The organism is Curtobacterium sp. C1 (genome assembly GCF_021049325.1).
GTDB classification, from domain to species: Bacteria; Actinomycetota; Actinomycetes; order Actinomycetales; family Microbacteriaceae; genus Curtobacterium; species Curtobacterium citreum.
In genome coordinates this window covers 509,343-527,735 of the sequence record NZ_CP088076.1, presented here as the reverse complement: position 1 = coordinate 527,735, position 18,393 = coordinate 509,343, and the positions used below count along the sequence as shown (strand labels likewise).

Below are 18,393 nucleotides of genomic sequence, written 5' to 3'. Positions count from 1 at the left end.
CGAGTGCAGGTCACTCCCCCGCCTACTCTGCCAACCGGAAGGCCGGCTCGCCGGTCAAGACGGGTGCCCACTCGAGCGACCGAGGCGTTCATTCGTGCGGCTGGCAGCGAAGACCCTCGCCTCAGCGTTCCGACGATCGCCGAGCTCTTCGACGTACACGGCGCGCCACTGCTCGTCGAGGAGGTTCCGGGCGATCTCGTAGAACACCCTGCCCGGGTCAGCCATCAGCGTGCGAGGGCGTAGTCGCGGCGGACGCCGATGCCGAGGAGCCCGCGGGCGAACCGGTGCACGAGTCGGGTGATCGCCTCCACCGTCCTGCGTGAGTCGCGGGAGCGGATGGGTTCGACGCCGTGCTCGGCGCAGACGCGGTCGTAGACAGGGTTGCTGTTCACGGTGGCCTCCCTACGGTGCGGGGCGGAGACGGTCGACGGGTTCGTGGATGGTGCGGGAGCCGTCAAGGGAGCGGAGGGTGCGGGTGTGGTCCCGGTACCCGACGACCTGCCACGCCTCACGTCGGTAGGTGACGGTGGAGCCGACGGGGAATCGCACGGCTACCGGCGCGGGTGCGACGACGCGACGATCGCGATGACGACGATGCTGACCAGGAACACGACGGCCCAGATGCCGGCGCTGATCCACAGGGGTGCGAGGACCCACCACCACGACCAGGCGATCACGTGGGTGAGCTTGAGGACGACGAACGCGACGGTGAGGAGGCCGACGATGCCGACTCCCCCGCTGCGGGTGCTGCTGGTGTTGCTGCTCACTGTTGCCTCCGGTGAGTGGTCGGTGGTCAGTCGGCGGACGGCCACCAGCCGTGCTGCTGCCAGATGTGGATGAACGAGCCCGGGTAGACGGCGCCCGGGAGGCGGCCGTCGTCGAAGAGGTGCAGGCCGGCGGCGAGGTACGCGGCGTCGGCGAGCTGCGCGCACTGCAGGTGCCGGTCCGACGACAGGCGTTTCTGCACCCACCGGGGTGCGGGGATGCCGCTGAGGAGGGCGACGCCGATCGCCGCGTCGTCGAGGAACGAGTACGGGGTGCCGACGTGGCCGGTCGCCCAGTCGGCGATCGCGTGGCGCTGCTGGTCGGTGAGGCCGAAGTGCGACCAGACGGCGTCCGGGTAGTCGGAGACGCGGTGCACGGTCGCGCCGGCGGGGTCCGCGCCGACGACGTGGTTCTCGGAGACGGCGACGACGACGTGGTGCACGGGTGAGCGGGTCACCGTCTCGATCGCGTGCTCAACCCAGCCGGGCGGGTGCGGGATCAGGCCGATCTGTCCGGTCAGCATCGGGGGCCTCCGTCGGTTCGGGTCGCCGGTTCGAGCGGACGCGGTGGGCGGACAGGTACGGGTCGTCCGGGAGCCGCATGGTGACCGGTCAGGGTGCGATGCCGACCGGGGCCGGCCGGTCGCAGACGGTGCAGGTGTAGAAGCCGGAGGGGCGGAGCACCCGGCTGCCGTGGCAGATCGAGCAGTGCACGACGCTGAGCGGCATGGGTGTTCCCTTCGGGAAGTCGAGGCCCTCTGACCGGGGGCAGCCGGGCTGCGTGTCGGCGCTCTCTGCTCGCAGCGAGCATCGCAGCGGATCTGTGATCCCTGCGCCTACCTGTTGACCGGCCAGGCTCCGGGATCTTGCTGGCCTCGGGGAGACAAGCGGGGCACTATGCCACCGATGGACCGGAAGGCCTATTCGCGACACGCCGACGAGCTGATTCCACACATGTGGATAGCGACATCACACCCGTGTGGATAAGTGTCGGTGGAAGGCCGAACAGAGGCGGAACTATGGGCCTCGACGGAATTGCACACCCTGTGGAGAGCCCGACCGGGAACTACACGGCTGTAACACTTCCACTTGTGGACAGGACGCCAATTCGTAACCGGCTGTAGTCTGGGTCTAACCGGGAAAGTCCCGGGGATGCAGAAACCCCGACTCTTACGAGTCGGGGTCTGCGCTGATAGCCAGGTGCAACGGTCAGCCGTCCAAAGTCGGCCGTTGCCCTGGCGGGAAGGAGGACGCGTTGGACGCATCCTCTCGATACAGCACCCCCTGCGGGCCGCTGTGTCACAACCGTACCACCGTACTAACTTGCCTGGTTGCCCAAATCGCCAGACACGCGAAGTACACGAACGCTGCGAAGCGCTTCGTACGCGCGGCTGTCGTTTTCACTGGCGCCGTGCAATTCGGGCAGGCAGCCTACGCAGTCTTCGACTGGCTGCACGCGATCCACGTTCTGTACTGACAGTACGAATGCACGGACCGCGCGGCCTCGGCTCCTCGGAGTCGAGGCCGCTCGGCGTGCAGGGGTGAGCTCAGGGAACATCACAATCGCGAAGGCAGCGCCCGGGTTGCACTAAGACGAAGAGCGGGGTGGTGATGTGGTCCCCGTGATGCTCGGCCTTGCCGAGGGTGAGGGTCGCGGACGAGTCGAACGCGGCGACGACGACGGGTGCGGTGTCGCCGACCTGCATCCACACCTTCACGGGGACGGTGACGGTGTCGGGTGCCTTCACGGCTGCTCCCGGGCGATCGCGTCGAGGTTGACGCCGCCGAGCAGGTGCAGGGGGATGTCCTCGACCGCGATCGGCGCGAGGCTCCGCTCGTCGCGGTGGAGCTCGGTGCCGCATGCGGTGCAGACGGTCCGGACGATGCGGCGCGGCTCCCGGAGGGTGCCCTCGTGGTGCTCGGCGGTGGTCGTGTCGGTGTGGTCGCAGTGCACGACGCTGCCGCAGCCACCGCAGTTGGCGGGCAGGACGGAGTCGGCGTGGAGCTGGACGTGCTGGCCGCGGTTCGGGCAGCGGAGGTTCGTGCAGACGAGCGCGAGGGAAGCCGGTGCGCCGTCGGTGGCGTGGTCGCCGCCGAAGGTGAACCCGTGCTGCTCCTCGAGCGCGGTGAGGTTGTCGGCGCTCATGCTGCGATCGCCTCGCCGAGCGTCGCGGCGACGTCGTGGACGCGCTTGACGACGCCGAGGATGTTGCAGATCGCCGCCTCGGTCAGGTATGCGGTCCCGTCGATGACGTACCGCTCGAGGAACGCGGCCGTGGCCGGCTGGATGCGGCCGTCGACGGCAAGGAGGTAGTAGCCGGCGGCGTTGCAGCCGACGAGGGGGAGGAACCGTTCGCCCTCGATGCGGGCGCCGCGGACGACGTACCAGGGCTCGCCAGCTTCGGTCTGCGCAGCGGCGGTGGCGGGCATCGCGACGCGGAGGACGCAGGTACCGAGCTGCCGGGCGATGTTGATCATCTGGTCGAGCCCCTCGACGGGGACCATCGCGGTCGCGTCCGCGGCGATCGCCTCGGCGGTCACGGGCTCCGCGCCGACGCCGAACACGGCGGGGGCGCTGGTGCGGCGCTGGCGGGTCGTCGTCGACGGCATGCGTGTCTCCTTGTCGGGTGAGGGTTCCCCGTGCTCGCGCCGCGTGCGGTGGTTCGCGGGCGACGACCAGGACGTTGCCGCTCAGGGCGGTCACGAGTGCAGCGGGGCTGGCTGCGGTTGTCCGGTCGCGGCGTGTGCGGTAGCGGTGCGTGTCGGCGGGCACGGGGAAGTTCTGGGGGTGAGCACCCCGGGGTCTGCCGCGCGCGCTTCCCTCGGGGTGCTCGACCGGTTCATTCGCGGTTCTCACGGGTCGCTGAGCCGGCAAGCTCGCCCTCCTGCCGTTACCGCGGCAGTCGACGGGGTCCGTGTGAGCGACCACACCGCACGGAGGACCAGGACCGGGAGGGGAACGACGAAGGGCCGGAACCGTGTGGTTCCGACCCTTCGATGCTCTGGTGCTGCGGCTACCCGGTGGGTGCAGCACTCGCCTCGCGTCGAGCGTATCGCTCAATGGTTCAGGAGCGCAATACCCCTCATCCGAGTGTCGCGCCCGTGTGCAACCTCACAGTCTGGGGTACAGCGTGCCGCCGTACTTTCGGGTCAGGTGCTGCGCCACCCGAGACGCCCGGAGGCTATCGGCGGCCGCCGACACCGCGGCGTCGTACTCCGACTGGATCATCAGGTGCCCGCACGACTCGCACTCGTACCGGCGAGCACCACCCGCGACGCGCGGCGGGTGCATGACGATCCACCCGCGGTCGATCGGGCACGGCAGGTCCGTCAACACCGGCCGCTCCTCCGCCGGCCACCGCGACCGGAGCTGCTGCACCAGCTCGAGGTCGTGCGCGAACGCGACGACGCGGCGCGGGTCGGTGTTGAGGATCCCCTCGAGGTGGAGCAGCAGCCAGTCGGCGACGCGGCCGGTGACCTCGCGGGCGGTCTCCGGGGTGACGTCCGCGGCGAGGCCGACGACGCGGCCGCGGTCGTTCACCCAGCCGGTGACGCGCGGCTTGTCGTCGGTCTCGAGCGCTTTCGAGAACGCCGCCGCCCAGTACGCGACCAGCACGTACAGGGTGTTGGCGTCGTCGTAGGCCGTCTCGTTGAAGGGCAAGGGTGCGTCGCGGCTGGTCTGGACGCGGTCGCCCGCTCCCCCGCCGTGCACGGTGCTGAGCGAGAGCACGTGCTCGACGAGGTCGGGGACGATCGTGAGGCGGGCCCGGCAGCGGGACCAGAACGGCGTCGAGAACCGGCCGTGCTCCGCGGGCAGCACCTCGTCCGTTCCGCGTCTGGTCGCGCCGTCGAACGCGAGGACGGGTGCGGTGGTCATGATGAGCCTTCCGGGTAGAGCGGGGACACCTCGGGGGTGCCGGTCGAACCGCAGACGCAGACGTGGGGGTTCCACAGCGCGACGACGACCCGCGCGATGTGGCACGGCGCGCAGAGGAGCGTGACGTGCCGGCAGGACCGGCACACGTGCGACCACGTGGCGGTCTTCGGGCACTTCAACACGACCTGCAGGGGCGGGGTGCCGTGCGAGTCCTCGCAGAGCAGCTCGACGCCGTCCACGGCACCGCCTTCCCGGCTCATCCTCGGGCCTCCCGAATCGCATCGCGGACGACGTCGATCTGGTGGACCTGCAGTCCCACCGCCATCGCGCCGGGTTCCGCCTCGAAGTCTGCACCGCACGGGCACCGGAACAGGACCCGGGAGTGTGAGAGGTCAGCGATGTACTCGACGCCGGCCTCTGCATGGTCGGCGAGGACGAGGACCGCGGCGGCCGCGGCGCGGCACCCGCACTCCTCGGTCACGTCCGGCAGCGGCGCTCCCGCGACGGCGGCGTCGAGCTCGTCGGCGGTCGCGTCGCCGACCTCCCGCCCGCAGCGGTCGCAGTGCCGCTTCACGGTGATGCGGCGCCCGCCGCTCGCGGTGGTCGTCGGCGGCGTGTTCGGGCGGCTCACCGCTCCTCCGCCTGACGAGTGAGGAGCACGGACGCCTTGTGCTCGCGATGCCACGCCTTCCGCTGCCGACCGCTGGTGAGGACGTCCGAGTGTGCCCCGCAGCTGCAGAGGGCGTAGCCGGTCCCAGCGACGGTGTAGGTGCCGAGATCACGGGCACGAGTGTGCTGTCCTCGTCGTGTCCCCGGTCGGTACGGCGCCCCTTCGCTCGCGAGCTCGTGGTCGGCGAGGCGGGTGCTGTTCTTGGTCATGGTCGTCCTCCTGCTCAGAACGGGGTCTCGTCGTCGTACGGCTGCTGCGACCAGACGTCCTGCGCCTGCCCGCCGGACTGCCGCTGCTCCCCCGCGTAGGCGTTGCCCGCGACGGAGTGGTCGACCTGCTGCCCGTACTGCGCACCCGACTGGCCGCCGCGCGCGCCTTGCCCCGCCGCGGCCGCCCGGATGACCTGTGCGGTCGCGTACCGCAGCGACGGGCCGATCTCGTCGACGTGCAGCTCGAACGTGGTCCGCTGCTGCCCGTCCCGGTCCTGGTAGGTGCGCTGCACCAGGCGGCCCTGCGCGAGGACGCGCATGCCCTTCGTGAGGCTGCCGGCGACGTGCTCGGCGAACTCGCGCCAGCAGCTCGCGCGGAGGAACAGCGCGTCGCCGTCCTTCCACTCGTTCGTCTGCCGATCGAACGTCTTCGGGGTCGACGCGATCGTGAAGTTCGCGACCGCGAGGCCGTTCTGCGTGTACCGCAGTTCGGGGTCCGCGGTGAGGTTGCCGACGACGTTGATGACGGTCTCGCCGGCCATGTCAGCCCTCGACCTTCGTGAATCCGTTACGGAGCGAGTGCGCCGCGATGGTGGTCGTCTTGCCGACGAGGTGCGGGCGCGCCTCGTTGCTGATGGTCTCCGCCGTGAAGCGCGGACGGCCCTTCCAGTCCGGCTGCGCTTCGGCGACGAGACGCAGCCGTCGGTTCCGCTCGTTGCTGTGCCGGTCCTCGAACACGTCGCCGACTGCGGGCTGGGGCTTCTTGCTGGTCATGCTGCTGTCCGTTCTGCGGCTGCTGCCGCCTGTCGTTGCGAGTACGTCCGGATGGCCGCCTCGATGTCACTGCGCTCCCGCGCCGTCTCTGGCACGACGACCGGCTGCGGGTGCCGGGCGATCGTGAGGTTCGCGTCGGCTTCCTGCCGGTCGTGCCGCCGCTGCAACCGCTCCGCCTCGGTCATGGCCGCCGTCGCCGCCCGGTCCCGCTTGAGCCAGTCGTGCGCTTGGACCATCTCGTGATGCTCACGGGACCCGAACCGCTCGGCGTTGAGGTCGCCGGGCCGTGCGAGTTCGCGCTGCAGGGCGACCGGGTCGAGGGAGGCGACGAAGTTCGCCCACGCGACGTCGTGCTCGTCGACCGGGTGCTCGTCGCCGGTCACGCCGCAACCCCCGGCAGGTCGAGGACGTCGACCGCGATGTGCACGATCTCGTCGCGTCGCTCCGCTGCCCGGGCGATGTACGCCGTCGGGTCGCGCACCGGCGACTTCGCTCTCCGGAGGATGACCCTCGCGAGCTCGACGCCGTGCCGCGGGTTCAGTGGCCCGACGATCGGCTCGAGGATCGCCAGCACCGCTTCGAGGTCGGGGACCCCGGCTCGGTTCGCTTCCGCGATGATCTCCTCGGACAGGTCAGTCCTCGGGTGCGCACGGTCACCTACGGGACTTGACTCAGGAAGGTAAGTCACGTCAGTCAGGGGTTTCTGACTCTGACTCTGACTCTGACTCTGGTTTTTTCCCGGTTCGGGGTCGGTACCCGAGTTGGTAACCGAGTCGGTTTCCGTTCGGTTCTTCCTCGGTCGGCCTCCGCGTGCCCCGTTGGTTCGGTTCCGTGCCTCGCGCGCTTCGCGATCCTCGATCGTGTCCTGGTGCTCGGCGTAGTTGTGGATGACGTACACGTCGCCGTCGATCGTCAGCGTCGGGCGCTCGGGATGGTTCGTCTCGAGCTCCTTGAGCGCCCGCACCTTCCACTTCGCCTTCGCGGCGCGGATCGGGACGCGGCCGTCGAGATCCTGCTCGCGGGAGTAGGCGTTGAGCTCGACGAACGCGCGGAAGGCCGCGTCGGACAGGGGACGGATCTTCGGGTGGTCAGGGAAGCTGATCGGGAACTTCATCCACAGGCGGGTGTCCTTCTTCATCAGGTCTCTCCTGCCTGCACGGCGCGCAGTTGCACGCGCGGGCGGTGGTCGTCGGGGTCGTTGTCGAGGAGGCCGCGGTGTCGGCCGCACTGGCACTCCCCGATCACGGTGCGGTGGCACTCGTGCGTCCGGCATTCGCCGGCGACGCCGGGGACCTTGCCGCAGAGCAGCTCGACGTCGGAGAGGCGCACGAACAGCACCTCGACGCCGTCGCGCGTCAGCGTCACGGACAGGGGCGGCACGAACTCGGGCGGCGCGTAGATCGCGATCCGCTCGAGCGTCCCGCGGGCGGAGTACGTGTAGGCGGTGTCCATCAGGCGGCCCGTCCCATCGGTGCGCCGGGGAACGGCCGCAGACCGGCGCCCTCGACGTAGTCGTCGCCGTAGACCTCGTGCATCATCCGCATCGCCTCCGCGTGCGTGACGTGGTCGCGGCGGGCGCACGTGTGCGCGAGCCGGTACCAGCGACCTTCGGCGGGGACGAAGACGGGCACCAGGCCGGCATGCTCGACCCAGCGGGGTACCTTCCACCCGAAGCGGAGCGCGGCCTGATGCAGGTCGGCCTCATAGCGGCTGTTGCAGGTGCCGCAGGCGGCTAGCCCCTGGTCGAGGCGGGGCCGGTGCTTCGAGCCGCCCATGCCGACGGCCTGCCGGTGCTGGAACGTCAGATCGTGGCGGCCGCAGGACACGCAGCGGTGCCCATCACGCTCGTAGACGCCCATCCGGATCGCCGGCGTCGGATCGGATCCGCGACTCTTCATACGGCTGCCTTCGCTTTGTAGTGCCCGCGGTTGAGGACGACCGCGCGGCACGACGTAGCGACCCAAGCCATCGCGAGATGAGGCCAGACGACGACACTCGCCGAAATAGCCGGCCGCCTCCCTGCAACCCTCGATACGCTCTCGCCCGTGATCTCAACCGACGGTGCAGCACTGATCGCCACGCTGATCCCGATCGGATTGCTCGTCTTCGCTTTCGAGAAGCGTTCGCCTGTGGTCATCAAAAGCATGTCGCGTGCACGACTAGAGGTATTGCGCATTGTCCTCTCCATGGTGATCGTCGCTAGCTCACTGCTGGCGATTTGGTTCTGCGTCGAAGCCGTGGCGCAGGAATCAGCACTTCGTGATGCCAAGGCGGTGTACGTCACCTCGAGCACTGCGCTCTTCTTCCTGGTGATAGCCGCAGAAGTCGGCGGCCAGGCTGTCGACAGATATTTCGAGGCCCTGCGTGCTCATCGAGACTGACTTCTCATGTGGCGCCTCGCGGGCACCACATCCGCGTCGGCGACCTAGAGCTCAGGCCGACGCCGTCGCTACGGAGAGAGCACTCGCCGGCCTCTGAAAGAGCTACCTCAGCCCGCAGAATCGCGCGCCGGTGCAGGCCATAGCCAGTCGACATCACTGCTTCCGCCCGCCGTCGCATACCGAGACGGCCTCATCTACCGCTATGCTCCGATCCGTGAACTTCAACACGGATATCGCCGTCACTTTTGTCGGGCTCGTTGCCGCACTTTTCGTCGCAACACTCATCATCAAGTCTTTCGAGAGCCGCAAGAGAACGAGCACCGGGAATCTCGTCGTCCACTTCGGCAACTTTGTCGTGACGACAATCCTGCTGCTTTTCGTTATTGCAGGAGAGAACACCATGACGGGCCTTGCGGGCGGGAGCTTATGGCTCCTCGGGGCCGTAAGCACAGGCGGTTCCCTCGTAATGCTGGCTATCGATCTTCGTGATCGGCGGAAGCCTGCCGCGACCACGGACGATGGTGACAAGCATGAAGCAGGCGTCGCCGGAGCGGGCGACAGCGCAGTAGAACTTCCGAAGTCGGTCGACGCCAAGACGGAGAACACTCAGGCGATCAATACGGAGCAAAGCCCAGCCGCGGCGGGTGCGACAGGAGCCGGCAAAGCCATGTCGGATCGTGCTGCACCGAACGAGGACGAATCGACGCATGCCGAGCCGGCCGCAGCTGCGCAGGACGAGACCGCGCACACTGACGCCGGGGACCCGCCCCATCGTCCCTCTCCGACGGCGTAGCTCAGCCGCCCTCGAAGGGCATTGTCGTTCCAGTGTCATGCTGCAACCTCGATCCACTCGTCGAGGTGCCGGACCGGCATCGCGAGAGCTTCGGCGACGCGCCGCTCGAGCGCTGCGCCGCGGGAGTTCTGCGCGCCAGGGAGGAGTGCGACGCCGTCGGCGTCGAGCATCATGCGGAGCGCGCGCCGCATCCACCACTCCCACGGCTGCTGTTCCCCTCCAGGGTTGTGCTGCTCGTTGTCGACGGGGTTGAGGACGCGGAAGCCGGACGCGCGGAGCTCGTCGGCCGCGGCGCGGAACGCCGGGTAGTTGTTCGCGGGCAGGCCCGCCATGGGCCCGGCGATGTAGAGCGTCGTGCCGGCGCTCGGCGGGACCGGGCCGTGCGGGGCGGTCTGCTCGACGAGGAGCGTCAGCGCGGCGGGCTGACCCGCGCGGTAGACGATCCGCGGGGTCGGCTTATCCATGAGCGCGGGGATGTCGTCCTCGACGATGCCAGCGTCCACGAGGCCGTCGCAGAGGGGCTTTAGCGTCGCGACGATGTTGTCGGCGTCGCGACGGTGGTGCGTGTTCACGTACCAGGTGAGGGTGACGCGGCAGGCGCCGAGCGCGGGGATGTGGTGCGCCTTCGCGAGCAGCATCGCGTCGCGGCGGACCCGCTTCGTGATGCTGTGCTGCACGCGTCGGCTGTACCGCTTGTTCAGCGATAGGGGCGGCGTCAGGTAAGGGAGCGCGATCAGCCAGCGTCCGGACTCGACTCTGTCGAGGTCGCCGAGCGCCGGCGGGAACGTCTCCGAGGCAGGAGGATAGGGAGGATTCACGTCATGTCCTTGCAGGGGGTGAAGTGGGTTGGAGGGGCGGCACCCGCCGGAATCGGGTGCCGCCCCGGTCTGTGTCAGCGGCCTACGTGGTACGCGCTGGCCGCGGCGCTCATCGCCTTGTTGAGGTTCAGGTAGCCGTAGAGCTTCGAGGTCAGGGCTGCCTGCAACCACTCGGCGTAGCGGAGCTTCTCCTTCGCGAGGTTCACCTCGTGGAGCTCGTCGATGGTGTGGAACTTCGCGTACTCGCGGGCGAAGGTGATCTGCTTGTTCGGGGAGTTCACGACGTGCTTCGAGAACTGCTTCTGGTACGCCTCCTCGGCCCGGTGGCGGGCTTCGTAGAGGCGGACCATGACCGACGGGGCGGCTTCGAGCCGGTCGGTGAGGACGCGGATCAGCAGCTCGAGCTGCGCGGGCTCGACGGGTTCGTACTCGACGAGCTCGGTCGGGGTGAGGAGTCCGATGACGTACTCCTCCGCCTCGGACGAGACGACCTCGCCGCTGGTCGGGTCGACGACCGCTCTGCCGTCGTCGCTCATGCTGCGCGCGCCTCACCGCGAGCGAGCGCTGCGTCGAACTCGGCGTTGGCGATCCGCTCGTATTCCTCCTCGGAGACCTCGCCGACGCGCTCAGACGGCGCGGTCGGCGGGGGCGTCGGAGTGTCGGTTGGCGGCACAGCCGCGGTCTGCTCGGCGCGGTCGAGCATGCCGTGCCGGGCGAACGCGAGGCCGCGGACGGCGTCGGTCAGCACGCCGTCGTTCTCGGCGCGGTCGATCAGGTCTTCGACCTCCTCGTGGGTCGTGCACGCGGCGAGCTCGGCGCGCCAGTCGCGCTCGGCGATGATGGGCTGCTCCGCGGGTGCCGGGGGGATCTCGTCGACCGTGTACAGGCCGGACAGGTCCATCGGGAACGCCTTGCGGAGGGCGAGCGCCTCGGCGCACTTGGCGAGCTGCCCGGCGCCCTGCCGCTGCCACATGTCGACGGGGCTGCCGTCGCGCTTCGTCTGGACGTACGCACCCCACTCGGCGACGCCGACGGCGGGGCGTTCCCAGTCCGTGCGGTAGACGCGGACGCGGGCGGCGAGGGGCTGGCCGCCGTGCAGCTTCGGGATGAACGCGGTGACCCACTCCCCCTTGTCGGTCATCCACTCGGCTTCGTCCTGGCCGGCGTACTTGTCGGAGCGGTCGGCGACGAGACGGAACCCGTCGATGCCGGTCTGCACGGCCCACTCGACGACGCCCTTCGACAGGCGACCGATGCACCAGATCTGGTTGGAGAGGGGGTTGAGGCCGGACTGCCGGGACAGGGACAGGAACTTCTCGACCACCGGTCGGGGTGCGGGTTCGCGCTGCCCCTGCCGGTCGCCGTAGGTGTGGGTGAAGACGAGGCCCGCGGCCTCGACGATCGCCTTCTCGGCGGCGGTCCAGGTAGAGACGTCGCCGTTGGCGGGCAGCGTCGTCAGTTCGGCGGTCATGCTGCGCTCCGTTCGTAGGACAGGGCGACCCGGAGTCGGGTCGCGAGTTCGGTGGCGATGGGGAGGATCGTGGCGCGTGCGGCGACGATCTCCGGGTGGTCGCGGCGGATGGCGAGCATCCGCGGGCGGCCGTGCAGGCCTTCGCGCAACTGCCACTCGCCGTTCGCGTCGCGGACGAGCTCGACCCAGAGGAACGCGATCTCGTCGGCTTCGGGGAAGCACTCGAACTGGAAGGCGAGCTGCCGCCATTCGGCCTTCGCGGGGCCGTCGTAGACCTTCCCGTGGCGGACCTTGCACTCGGCGAGAGTGAGGCGTCCGGTCGGCTCGACGCGGATCCCGTCGGGGGTGCACGCCCAGGCGTCGTTGTGCGGCGACCGGACGAGCGCGACGTTCTGCGGGATCGCGGCGTACTCGAGCATCAGCGGTTCCCACCGGTGGCCCTGCTCCGTGTACTCGTTCCCGTGGAACGACTTCGGTGCGAGCTTCGCGATGAGGTACCGGTCGATGCTCTCCGCCTTCGCGAAGGTCTTCGCGTCGGACGCGCCCCAGAACGGGCGGCGAGCAGCCTCCCAGGCGGCGCGGTCGGAGCCGTCGACGACGACCCGCTCGAGGTACGGCGGGGCCGGGATCAGGAGCGTCATCGGACACCCACCTCGTCGTCGAGAGCAGCACGGACGCTGAGGTCGACGGCCTCCTCGAGACGGCCGAGGTACCCGCCCGCCCAGCGGCCGTTGTCGCCGTCCTCGCCGCCCTCGTTGCCGACCTCCCCGAACGAGCGGTCGCCGTTTAGGACCGCGATCAGGTTTGCGGTGCTCTGCTCCGCGGCGAGGAGCGCGGTGGCGTGCACCTGCGCCTCGGCGATCGAGTTCGCCTTCCGCTCGACCGCGGTCTGCTGGGCGGCGTCCTCGAGGGCGTCCATCATCGCCTGCCGATGGAACTGGGCGGCGTTCATGCGGACACCTGCCCTTCCTCGATGTAGACGCCGACGGACCGGTCGTCGCTGACCTTCGACAGCCACACCTGGTAGTCGTGCGACGCGGCGAGCTCCTTGATGACCTGCACGCTGTCGGCGTCGAGCGCTTCCCCGCCGTCGATGCGCATGACCCGCAGTGTCGGGCTGCCGGACATCGCGAGGGCGGTGGAGACCCGCACCCGCTCCGCGGTGGACGCCTGCGAGAACGGGATGCCGTGCAGGGTGACGCCGTCCTCGTTGAACCCGAGGCCCGGGACCGGGAACTTCGCGGCGGCGAGCCGGTCCGCCTTCCGGCGGTCGATGTCCTCGAGCATGAGGGTGTGGTGCGCCTGCTCCGCCTTCCGGTCGGAGAGTTCTTCGGCGACCGCGGTGCGGTGCTGCTGCGCGCGGATCCGGGCGTTCGTCTGCTCGACGTTCGTGAGCTGCTCGCGGAGGGCGGTCGTGTCGATCCGCTCGGGGAGCGCCCGGTACGCAGCGAGCACGTCCGCCTCGTGCTGCTGCGCGTCGGCGAGAGCGACCGCGGCGCGACGGTGCGCCTCCTCCGCCGCCTCGCGAGCGGACTGCGCGGCGGCCGCGGCGTCTGCCGCCCGGTCGAGGCGGGCGTTCTGCAGGGACGCGCGCTCCGCCTCCGCGAGCAGCGTCGCGGACGACACCTCCTCGGCGGGGAGGGACGGGTCCGGTGCCGGGTAGCCGGCGAGCTGCCCCTCGAGGGCGGTCACCTTCCGGCCGATCTCGGTCCGACGCTCGTACACGCCCTTGCGTTCCGCGTCGAGCTTGACCGGGTCGAAGCCGAGGGAGTCGCCGAGGGCGTCGAGGAGGGTCTGCAGCTGCTTCTTCGCGTCCATGCGGACGAACTGCAGCGGGTCGAGGCTGATGGTGCCGAGCATGCCGTCGAGCAGGCTCTGCGGGGACGAGTACTTCGCGTGGTCGCCGGACTCGACGGTCAGGGACCCGGAGTCGTCTTTCGTCCACCGGCGGGTGGCGATGTAGTGGACGTGGCCGTCGGCGTCGCCGATCTCGAGGCGGGCGATCGCGGTGTCCTGGCCGTCGCGGATTGGCTGGACGGTCTCGCGACTGGCGGCGGCGCCCTTGAGGACGGCGTAGATGGCGTCGAGGACGGAGGTCTTGCCCTGCGCGTTGCGGCCGGCGACGACGATGACGTCGCTGTTCGGCTTGATCTCGACGGCGGTGAGGCGCTTGTAGTTTTCGGCGTGGAACGTGATGACGCGGAGCGGGGTGCTCATGGTCGGGGTGTCCTTCCGGTGGACGTGAAGAGGTGGGGCGACTGGTCAGTCGTCGGAGTACTCGGCGGCGCGGGCGATGGCTTTCCCGTCGCGGTCGTCGTCGTAGGGGTCGATGCCGCGGGCGATCCAGCAGGCGTCGCAGTGGCAGCGGGGGCCGTGGCCGGCGGTCACCGGTCGTCCCGCTTCGGGGCGATAGCGGCGTTGAGGAGGCTGAGGAGCGCGGCGACGAACAGGCCGACGGTGATCCAGCAGACGACGACCCAGCGGGCCGTGTGCGGGAGGTCGGAGCCGTACCAGGCGACGGCGAAGGTCAGCAGCAGTAGCAGCAGGAATGCCTTCACAGCCGGGCTCCCATCGCGAGCATGACGCCGGCAGCGCCGAGGAGCAGGGTCGGGGCGACGAGCAGGAGGACGAAGGCGTACTCCTTCACCCGGCTCATGCGGCGGCCGCCTCGTCGGCCTCGTCTGCGGGAATGAGCTCCCACCGCTGCGCGAAGTGGCCGGACGGCAGCTTCACGTCGGGGAGGCGGGCGGCGCGGACACGGATCGGGGTGTCGAGCTTCGTCATTTCGCTCCGCGCGGTGCGGACTCGGGTGGCGGTTCTCCTCGGGTAGCCGCGGTCGACGTAGGCGGCGTAGATGTCCTCGTCGGTGAGGGGGCCGAGGTCGGTGAGGATCGCCTCGATCGCGTCCTTCACCTTCGTCTGCTCGATCGGGGTGATCGCTGCTGCCGCATTCATGGACGTCAGCGGGTCACGGGTCCGGGTACGCGTGAGCGGCCCGGGCGTTACGGTGGTGCTTGTGGATGGCACGACACTGCCTTTCGCGTCTGGGGTGGTTCGTGGCTGCGAACCACCCCTCTTCTGTGTGGATGGGTGCCGTCCCGCCTGGGACGGGGAAGACCAGGCGGGACGACTGCGGCGACCCGAACGCCGCGGCCGGAACGAGTCCGGCGGTCTCAGGCCGCCTCAGAGGCCGGCCGTCCTGCCGCGACCCACGCGGCGTACCGCTCGGCCTCGGCGGGGCTGATCCAGAACTTGCGGCCCCCGGGCCGACGGCCGGCGGCGAGGTGCCCGGCGCGGATGTCGCGTCTGATCGTCGACTGCGACGACCCCATGGAGTCAGCGAGGGTCTCGGTCGTGTACGCGAGGACGGGCGGGGACGGGCTGCTGCTGGTCATGAGGCTCCAATGAGGAAGTCGGCCGGGTGGACGCCAAGCGCCCCGGCGATCTGCGACAGCTCGTCGAGCGTCATCTCTTCACGTCCGTCGAAGAACGCGATGATGTGACCGCTCGGGATGCTGGTCAGGTCCGCCAGGGCGCGAGGAGAGAGGTCGAATCGGTCGATGCCGGTCCGGATGTTCGCCACGATGGTGGCGTTCAACTCTCTGGTACCCATGTGGGTACGTTAGCACCTACTTGGATGCTATGCACGCTAAATACGCGTTTTGAGTCCCCGAACTGGCCTGTACGCTGAGGGGGTGCCAGAGACTCCGACGCGTTCGCCGCTCAACTCCGCCGTCGCGGCGGAACTGCGCGCGGCGCGCGCGGTCATCCAGCCGAAGGTCACCTACTCGGCCCTGACCGCGAAGACCGGCCTGCACAAGAACGTCCTCATGCGGATCTTCGAGGGGCAGCGTGAGATCACCACGACGCACCTCGGCCTCGTCGCCTACGCACTCGGCGTAGAGCCTGAGGAACTTCTACGCAAAGCGGTCGATCGGATGGGCGGACTCGAAGTCCTGACGTCCGACGGCGGCGGTACGGTGACTCCGCTCCGCAAACGACCGGAGGACATGACGATGGACGAGCTCGACGCCGAGCCGTACGCCGCGCAGCAGTCCACCCCAGAAGCGGAAGCAGACGAGCAGTTCTGACCTTTCCCTGGGGGCACCACTCGTGTTCGATCCCTACGAGCACGCCGAAAAACTCGGCATCACCGTCATCCACCGACCGCTGCGCACCGACCTTGGTCGGTGGTACCCGCAGTACAACCTCATCGTCATCCGCGACCGCCTCCGCGATGTGCACGATCGCGCGACGCTGACGCATGAGCTCGGGCACGCCTCGCTCGGGCACACCCAGTCGACGCCGAAGCACGAAGCTCTCGCCGACCGGTGGGCGTCCGAGATGCTGATCGGCTACGACGAGTACCGGCGGGCCGCGCGGTGGGCGGCGGACACCTACGAGCTCGCGCACGAGCTGCAGGTACCGCCGGAGGTCATGAGGCGATGGCTGGCGGAACATCCCCTGGCAGGTTGAACAGCTCACCCATGGACGTCATCCCCAGGCGCAGTCGCGTGATGTCGTTCCGGCGGCGGTAGTCCCACATCGTCGCCCGCTTCGAGTGCCCGACGATCGCCATGATCACGTCGTCGGGAACGCCTGCGATGGTGAGCAGGTCGACGGTCGTGTGGCGGACGTCGTGGAGACGCACGTCACGGTCGATGCCGGTTCCGGCGAGGAGCTTGCGCCAGTCCTTCGACTGCTGCCCCGGGTCGATCGGCCGGCCGTCGCGCGTGAAGACGAGACCCCACGGGTTGTCGTCCGACGTCGCGATGTGGTGTCGGAGGACGGACGCGAGCGGGTCGACAAGCGGGATCTGCCGCCACCCCTTCTTCGACTTCGGCCGCGTCAGGTAGAGGGCGCCGATCAGCTGGCGGTGCTCGAAGCCCTTCGGGATCCGGACGTAGCGTTCCGGGCAGTGCGTGCCGTAGGCATGTCCGCAGCGGGGAGGCTCCCGGTCTGGGGCGCAGCCGTGCCGCCAGTTGATGCGCTGCAGCTGCCAGGACAGGTCGATCTCGTCGCCGATGCGGTCCCGCTCGAGGCCGATCATCTCGCCTCGGCGGCCGCCGGTGAGCAGCGGCGCCAGCCAGAGCGCACGTTCCTCCATCGGAAGGTCGAGGAGGTGCCGGTAGAGCGCGATCGACTCTTGGAGGGTGAACGCGTCGAGGTTGGTGGGTTCGGCGATCGGGGCGTCGACGAGGCGTGCGACGTTGCGCATGATCCGTTCCTCACGGACTGCCGCTTCGAGACCCGAGCAGAGAACGGTGTGCGCGTTCGCCGCGTACGACGACGAGAGGGCGCGCCGGTCCGGGGTCGCCGTCATCATGCTGTCGAGCACGTCGCGGATGTGCACTGGCGTCAGCTGCCGGAGCTGCTTCGAGCCGATCACGGGGACGATGTACTCGAAGATGATCCGCTCGTACTGCCGGGACGTGTTCGGGGTGCGGCGCGGCACGACGATGTTGTCGAGCCAGTACGTGAACCACGTCTTGACGGTCATCTTCTCGGTGTTGATGTCGCCGCGTTCCCGCAGTTCCATCTGCGCCTTCTGCATCTTCTCGATCGCGCGGTCCTTGCTGCGGTCGCGGATGATCATGCGGCGGCGCTTGCCGTTGCGGCGGGGCAGTTCGAGGGCGGCGGTCCAGTACCCGCGGGAGTCCTGGTAGAACGCGCCGAGCCCCTTCCGGGTCCCCACGTCAGCGTCCGGACCTGACGAGCGCCGGCGGCAGCGTCGCTTCGAGGCGCTCGGCGAGGGCCGCCCACTCGTCTCCCTCGGCAGCGGAGAGGCGACCTTCACGGAGTGCGATCCGGATCTCGTCGGCCACGAGCGCCCGGTCCCGTTCGGGCATCCGGTCGAGGTTCGCTTCGACGGCGTGGCGGACGTCGGACGCTGCGTAGGTGAGACGTCCGAGGGCGTACCGGAAAGCGTAGACGAGGATGGCGGGGTCGGCAGTGATCATGATCAGTCCAGGGGTCGCACGGGGTGGCCGACGGTCCGCTCGATCGCGGCCGTCTGGAATCGGGGGATGGGTTCGGGTGGGGACGTGTACCCGGGCAGGTGGTAGCGGAGGGTCGTCTCGCCCATCGGCCGGTGCGGGATGAAGAACCACCACACGTACATGCCGGTCAGCTCGGCGAGGGCGAGCAGCTGCTCCCAGGTCGGGTACACCTCGCCGGCCTCCCACAGGTCGACCATGGGTTCTTCGACGCCGCAGGCGACGTCGACCTCGGGGCCGTCGAGCCCACGCATGTCGAGCGCCATGGTCAGCAGCCACGGGCGGAGCGCGCCGCGGTCCCACGTTCTCCTGGCCTCCTCGGTGCGTCGCTCGCGGTCCTGCCGGGCGCGGCCCTTCCGCTGCCGCACCTGCGCGGCTTCTCGCGGGTCGGCGCGGACGCCGGCGCGCAGCCACCGCGTCACGACGCGCACTCCCGCATCTGGCGGAGGATCCGCTCGGCGAGGACGAGCCGGGCTGCCTCGGGCAGGTTCGGGCTCGCGGCGCGGTACCGGTCGTACTCGTCGAGCAGCTCGGCGGTCGTCAGTGCCATCGGTCCCGCCAGGAGTCGTCGGCGACGATCTGCGCGAGCCGGGTGATGCAGGCCGCGGCGAGAGCGCAGAGGACGTCCGCGACGAGCGCG

At 69.5% G+C, this 18,393-nt stretch carries 35 protein-coding genes; 4 read left to right on the top strand and 31 right to left on the bottom strand.

Annotated elements, in window-relative coordinates; all coding sequences use genetic code 11:
• Nucleotides 1-224 precede the first annotated feature (224 nt).
• The 16 genes from LQK89_RS02655 to LQK89_RS02580 all read right to left on the bottom strand — a co-directional run bounded on the left by LQK89_RS02655 (nt 225) and on the right by LQK89_RS02580 (nt 8,192).
• On the bottom strand, nt 225-392 hold the full coding sequence (locus tag LQK89_RS02655; RefSeq protein WP_231050095.1) for a hypothetical protein: 168 nt from the start codon (nt 390-392) through the stop codon (nt 225-227).
• A 159-nt stretch (nt 393-551) separates the two neighbouring features.
• Nucleotides 552-767 carry a hypothetical protein gene (locus LQK89_RS02650; protein WP_231050094.1) on the bottom strand — a complete coding sequence of 72 codons (216 nt, stop codon included), beginning with the start codon at nt 765-767 and terminating at the stop codon, nt 552-554.
• Between the two features lie 26 nt (nt 768-793).
• On the bottom strand, nt 794-1,288 hold the full coding sequence (locus LQK89_RS02645; RefSeq protein ID WP_231050093.1) for a hypothetical protein: 495 nt from the start codon (nt 1,286-1,288) through the stop codon (nt 794-796).
• Nucleotides 1,289-2,311: 1,023 nt separating this feature from the next.
• The gene (locus LQK89_RS02640; RefSeq protein ID WP_231050092.1) at nt 2,312-2,512 is read right to left on the bottom strand and encodes a hypothetical protein; all 201 of its coding nucleotides are present in this window, start codon (nt 2,510-2,512) and stop codon (nt 2,312-2,314) included.
• Nucleotides 2,509-2,910, bottom strand: coding sequence for a hypothetical protein (locus LQK89_RS02635; RefSeq protein ID WP_231050091.1), 402 nt, complete (start codon nt 2,908-2,910; stop codon nt 2,509-2,511). The genes LQK89_RS02640 and LQK89_RS02635 overlap by 4 nt, the downstream gene beginning before the upstream one ends.
• The gene (locus LQK89_RS02630) at nt 2,907-3,374 is read right to left on the bottom strand and encodes a hypothetical protein (RefSeq protein ID WP_231050090.1); all 468 of its coding nucleotides are present in this window, start codon (nt 3,372-3,374) and stop codon (nt 2,907-2,909) included. Before LQK89_RS02630 ends, LQK89_RS02635 begins: the two co-directional genes overlap by 4 nt.
• Nucleotides 3,375-3,876: 502 nt before the next feature.
• Nucleotides 3,877-4,641 carry a hypothetical protein gene (locus LQK89_RS02625; RefSeq protein ID WP_231050089.1) on the bottom strand — a complete coding sequence of 255 codons (765 nt, stop codon included), beginning with the start codon at nt 4,639-4,641 and terminating at the stop codon, nt 3,877-3,879.
• Nucleotides 4,638-4,901, bottom strand: a complete 264-nt coding sequence (locus LQK89_RS02620) for a hypothetical protein (protein ID WP_231050088.1) — start codon at nt 4,899-4,901, stop codon at nt 4,638-4,640. The genes LQK89_RS02625 and LQK89_RS02620 overlap by 4 nt, the downstream gene beginning before the upstream one ends.
• Nucleotides 4,898-5,272, bottom strand: coding sequence for a hypothetical protein (locus LQK89_RS02615; protein ID WP_231050087.1), 375 nt, complete (start codon nt 5,270-5,272; stop codon nt 4,898-4,900). Before LQK89_RS02615 ends, LQK89_RS02620 begins: the two co-directional genes overlap by 4 nt.
• On the bottom strand, nt 5,269-5,520 hold the full coding sequence (locus LQK89_RS02610) for a hypothetical protein (protein ID WP_231050086.1): 252 nt from the start codon (nt 5,518-5,520) through the stop codon (nt 5,269-5,271). The genes LQK89_RS02615 and LQK89_RS02610 overlap by 4 nt, the downstream gene beginning before the upstream one ends.
• A gap of 14 nt (nt 5,521-5,534) precedes the next feature.
• On the bottom strand, nt 5,535-6,062 hold the full coding sequence (locus tag LQK89_RS02605) for a single-stranded DNA-binding protein (protein ID WP_231050085.1): 528 nt from the start codon (nt 6,060-6,062) through the stop codon (nt 5,535-5,537).
• 1 nt (nt 6,063) lies between these two features.
• On the bottom strand, nt 6,064-6,294 hold the full coding sequence (locus LQK89_RS02600) for a hypothetical protein (RefSeq protein WP_231050084.1): 231 nt from the start codon (nt 6,292-6,294) through the stop codon (nt 6,064-6,066).
• Nucleotides 6,291-6,677 (bottom strand): hypothetical protein, encoded by a 387-nt coding sequence (locus LQK89_RS02595; protein ID WP_231050083.1) that lies wholly within the window; start codon nt 6,675-6,677, stop codon nt 6,291-6,293. The genes LQK89_RS02600 and LQK89_RS02595 overlap by 4 nt, the downstream gene beginning before the upstream one ends.
• A complete protein-coding gene (locus LQK89_RS02590) occupies nt 6,674-7,432 on the bottom strand; it encodes a hypothetical protein (protein ID WP_231050082.1) in 759 nt (252 codons plus the stop codon). Before LQK89_RS02590 ends, LQK89_RS02595 begins: the two co-directional genes overlap by 4 nt.
• A complete protein-coding gene (locus tag LQK89_RS02585) occupies nt 7,432-7,746 on the bottom strand; it encodes a hypothetical protein (protein ID WP_231050081.1) in 315 nt (104 codons plus the stop codon). Before LQK89_RS02585 ends, LQK89_RS02590 begins: the two co-directional genes overlap by 1 nt.
• Nucleotides 7,746-8,192 carry an HNH endonuclease gene (locus LQK89_RS02580; protein ID WP_231050080.1) on the bottom strand — a complete coding sequence of 149 codons (447 nt, stop codon included), beginning with the start codon at nt 8,190-8,192 and terminating at the stop codon, nt 7,746-7,748. The genes LQK89_RS02585 and LQK89_RS02580 overlap by 1 nt, the downstream gene beginning before the upstream one ends.
• Nucleotides 8,193-8,339: 147 nt before the next feature.
• Between LQK89_RS02580 and LQK89_RS02575 the strand changes: the two genes are divergently transcribed.
• Together LQK89_RS02575 and LQK89_RS02570 are read left to right on the top strand one after the other, a co-directional pair.
• Nucleotides 8,340-8,675, top strand: coding sequence for a hypothetical protein (locus LQK89_RS02575; protein WP_231050079.1), 336 nt, complete (start codon nt 8,340-8,342; stop codon nt 8,673-8,675).
• A 214-nt stretch (nt 8,676-8,889) separates the two neighbouring features.
• Nucleotides 8,890-9,468 carry a hypothetical protein gene (locus tag LQK89_RS02570; RefSeq protein ID WP_231050078.1) on the top strand — a complete coding sequence of 193 codons (579 nt, stop codon included), beginning with the start codon at nt 8,890-8,892 and terminating at the stop codon, nt 9,466-9,468.
• A 35-nt stretch (nt 9,469-9,503) separates the two neighbouring features.
• Here LQK89_RS02570 and LQK89_RS02565 read toward each other — a convergent pair whose 3' ends face one another.
• The 11 genes from LQK89_RS02565 to LQK89_RS02520 form a co-directional block, all read right to left on the bottom strand.
• Complete coding sequence (locus LQK89_RS02565) at nt 9,504-10,145, bottom strand: DUF4406 domain-containing protein (protein WP_231050077.1); 642 nt, start codon at nt 10,143-10,145, stop codon at nt 9,504-9,506.
• A 215-nt stretch (nt 10,146-10,360) separates the two neighbouring features.
• Nucleotides 10,361-10,822: a hypothetical protein gene (locus LQK89_RS02560; protein WP_231050076.1), complete on the bottom strand. Its 462-nt coding sequence runs from the start codon at nt 10,820-10,822 to the stop codon at nt 10,361-10,363.
• Nucleotides 10,819-11,757 (bottom strand): phage recombination protein Bet, encoded by a 939-nt coding sequence (gene bet / locus LQK89_RS02555; RefSeq protein WP_231050075.1) that lies wholly within the window; start codon nt 11,755-11,757, stop codon nt 10,819-10,821. Before bet ends, LQK89_RS02560 begins: the two co-directional genes overlap by 4 nt.
• The gene (locus LQK89_RS02550; RefSeq protein ID WP_231050074.1) at nt 11,754-12,398 is read right to left on the bottom strand and encodes a hypothetical protein; all 645 of its coding nucleotides are present in this window, start codon (nt 12,396-12,398) and stop codon (nt 11,754-11,756) included. The genes bet and LQK89_RS02550 overlap by 4 nt, the downstream gene beginning before the upstream one ends.
• Nucleotides 12,395-12,709 carry a hypothetical protein gene (locus LQK89_RS02545; RefSeq protein ID WP_231050073.1) on the bottom strand — a complete coding sequence of 105 codons (315 nt, stop codon included), beginning with the start codon at nt 12,707-12,709 and terminating at the stop codon, nt 12,395-12,397. The genes LQK89_RS02550 and LQK89_RS02545 overlap by 4 nt, the downstream gene beginning before the upstream one ends.
• The gene (locus tag LQK89_RS02540) at nt 12,706-13,974 is read right to left on the bottom strand and encodes an ATP-binding protein (protein ID WP_231050072.1); all 1,269 of its coding nucleotides are present in this window, start codon (nt 13,972-13,974) and stop codon (nt 12,706-12,708) included. Before LQK89_RS02540 ends, LQK89_RS02545 begins: the two co-directional genes overlap by 4 nt.
• A gap of 45 nt (nt 13,975-14,019) precedes the next feature.
• Nucleotides 14,020-14,145 carry a hypothetical protein gene (locus LQK89_RS18015; RefSeq protein WP_269145915.1) on the bottom strand — a complete coding sequence of 42 codons (126 nt, stop codon included), beginning with the start codon at nt 14,143-14,145 and terminating at the stop codon, nt 14,020-14,022.
• The gene (locus LQK89_RS02535; RefSeq protein WP_231050071.1) at nt 14,142-14,315 is read right to left on the bottom strand and encodes a hypothetical protein; all 174 of its coding nucleotides are present in this window, start codon (nt 14,313-14,315) and stop codon (nt 14,142-14,144) included. Before LQK89_RS02535 ends, LQK89_RS18015 begins: the two co-directional genes overlap by 4 nt.
• A gap of 94 nt (nt 14,316-14,409) precedes the next feature.
• On the bottom strand, nt 14,410-14,712 hold the full coding sequence (locus LQK89_RS02530) for a hypothetical protein (protein ID WP_231050070.1): 303 nt from the start codon (nt 14,710-14,712) through the stop codon (nt 14,410-14,412).
• A 218-nt stretch (nt 14,713-14,930) separates the two neighbouring features.
• Nucleotides 14,931-15,152 carry a hypothetical protein gene (locus tag LQK89_RS02525; protein WP_231050069.1) on the bottom strand — a complete coding sequence of 74 codons (222 nt, stop codon included), beginning with the start codon at nt 15,150-15,152 and terminating at the stop codon, nt 14,931-14,933.
• A complete protein-coding gene (locus LQK89_RS02520) occupies nt 15,149-15,370 on the bottom strand; it encodes a helix-turn-helix domain-containing protein (protein WP_231050068.1) in 222 nt (73 codons plus the stop codon). Before LQK89_RS02520 ends, LQK89_RS02525 begins: the two co-directional genes overlap by 4 nt.
• Before the next feature lie 82 nt (nt 15,371-15,452).
• On the opposite strand from LQK89_RS02520, the gene LQK89_RS02515 reads away from it, so the two are divergent.
• Both LQK89_RS02515 and LQK89_RS02510 read left to right on the top strand, forming a co-directional pair.
• Nucleotides 15,453-15,848 (top strand): helix-turn-helix domain-containing protein, encoded by a 396-nt coding sequence (locus LQK89_RS02515; RefSeq protein ID WP_231050067.1) that lies wholly within the window; start codon nt 15,453-15,455, stop codon nt 15,846-15,848.
• Nucleotides 15,849-15,870: 22 nt separating this feature from the next.
• A complete protein-coding gene (locus tag LQK89_RS02510; protein ID WP_231050066.1) occupies nt 15,871-16,233 on the top strand; it encodes an ImmA/IrrE family metallo-endopeptidase in 363 nt (120 codons plus the stop codon).
• On the opposite strand, the gene LQK89_RS02505 is transcribed toward LQK89_RS02510, so the two are convergent.
• From LQK89_RS02505 to LQK89_RS18010, 4 genes are read right to left on the bottom strand one after another with little or no spacing between them, the layout of a single operon-like run.
• Entirely contained in the window at nt 16,193-17,452 is a 1,260-nt protein-coding gene (locus LQK89_RS02505; protein ID WP_231050065.1) for a site-specific integrase, read from the bottom strand. The two genes, LQK89_RS02510 and LQK89_RS02505, sit on opposite strands and share 41 nt — an antisense overlap.
• Nucleotide 17,453: 1 nt before the next feature.
• Nucleotides 17,454-17,717, bottom strand: coding sequence for a hypothetical protein (locus tag LQK89_RS02500; RefSeq protein ID WP_231050064.1), 264 nt, complete (start codon nt 17,715-17,717; stop codon nt 17,454-17,456).
• Nucleotides 17,718-17,719: 2 nt separating this feature from the next.
• Nucleotides 17,720-18,175 carry a hypothetical protein gene (locus LQK89_RS02495; RefSeq protein WP_231050063.1) on the bottom strand — a complete coding sequence of 152 codons (456 nt, stop codon included), beginning with the start codon at nt 18,173-18,175 and terminating at the stop codon, nt 17,720-17,722.
• A complete protein-coding gene (locus LQK89_RS18010) occupies nt 18,172-18,303 on the bottom strand; it encodes a hypothetical protein (RefSeq protein ID WP_269145914.1) in 132 nt (43 codons plus the stop codon). Before LQK89_RS18010 ends, LQK89_RS02495 begins: the two co-directional genes overlap by 4 nt.
• Nucleotides 18,304-18,393 lie beyond the last annotated feature (90 nt).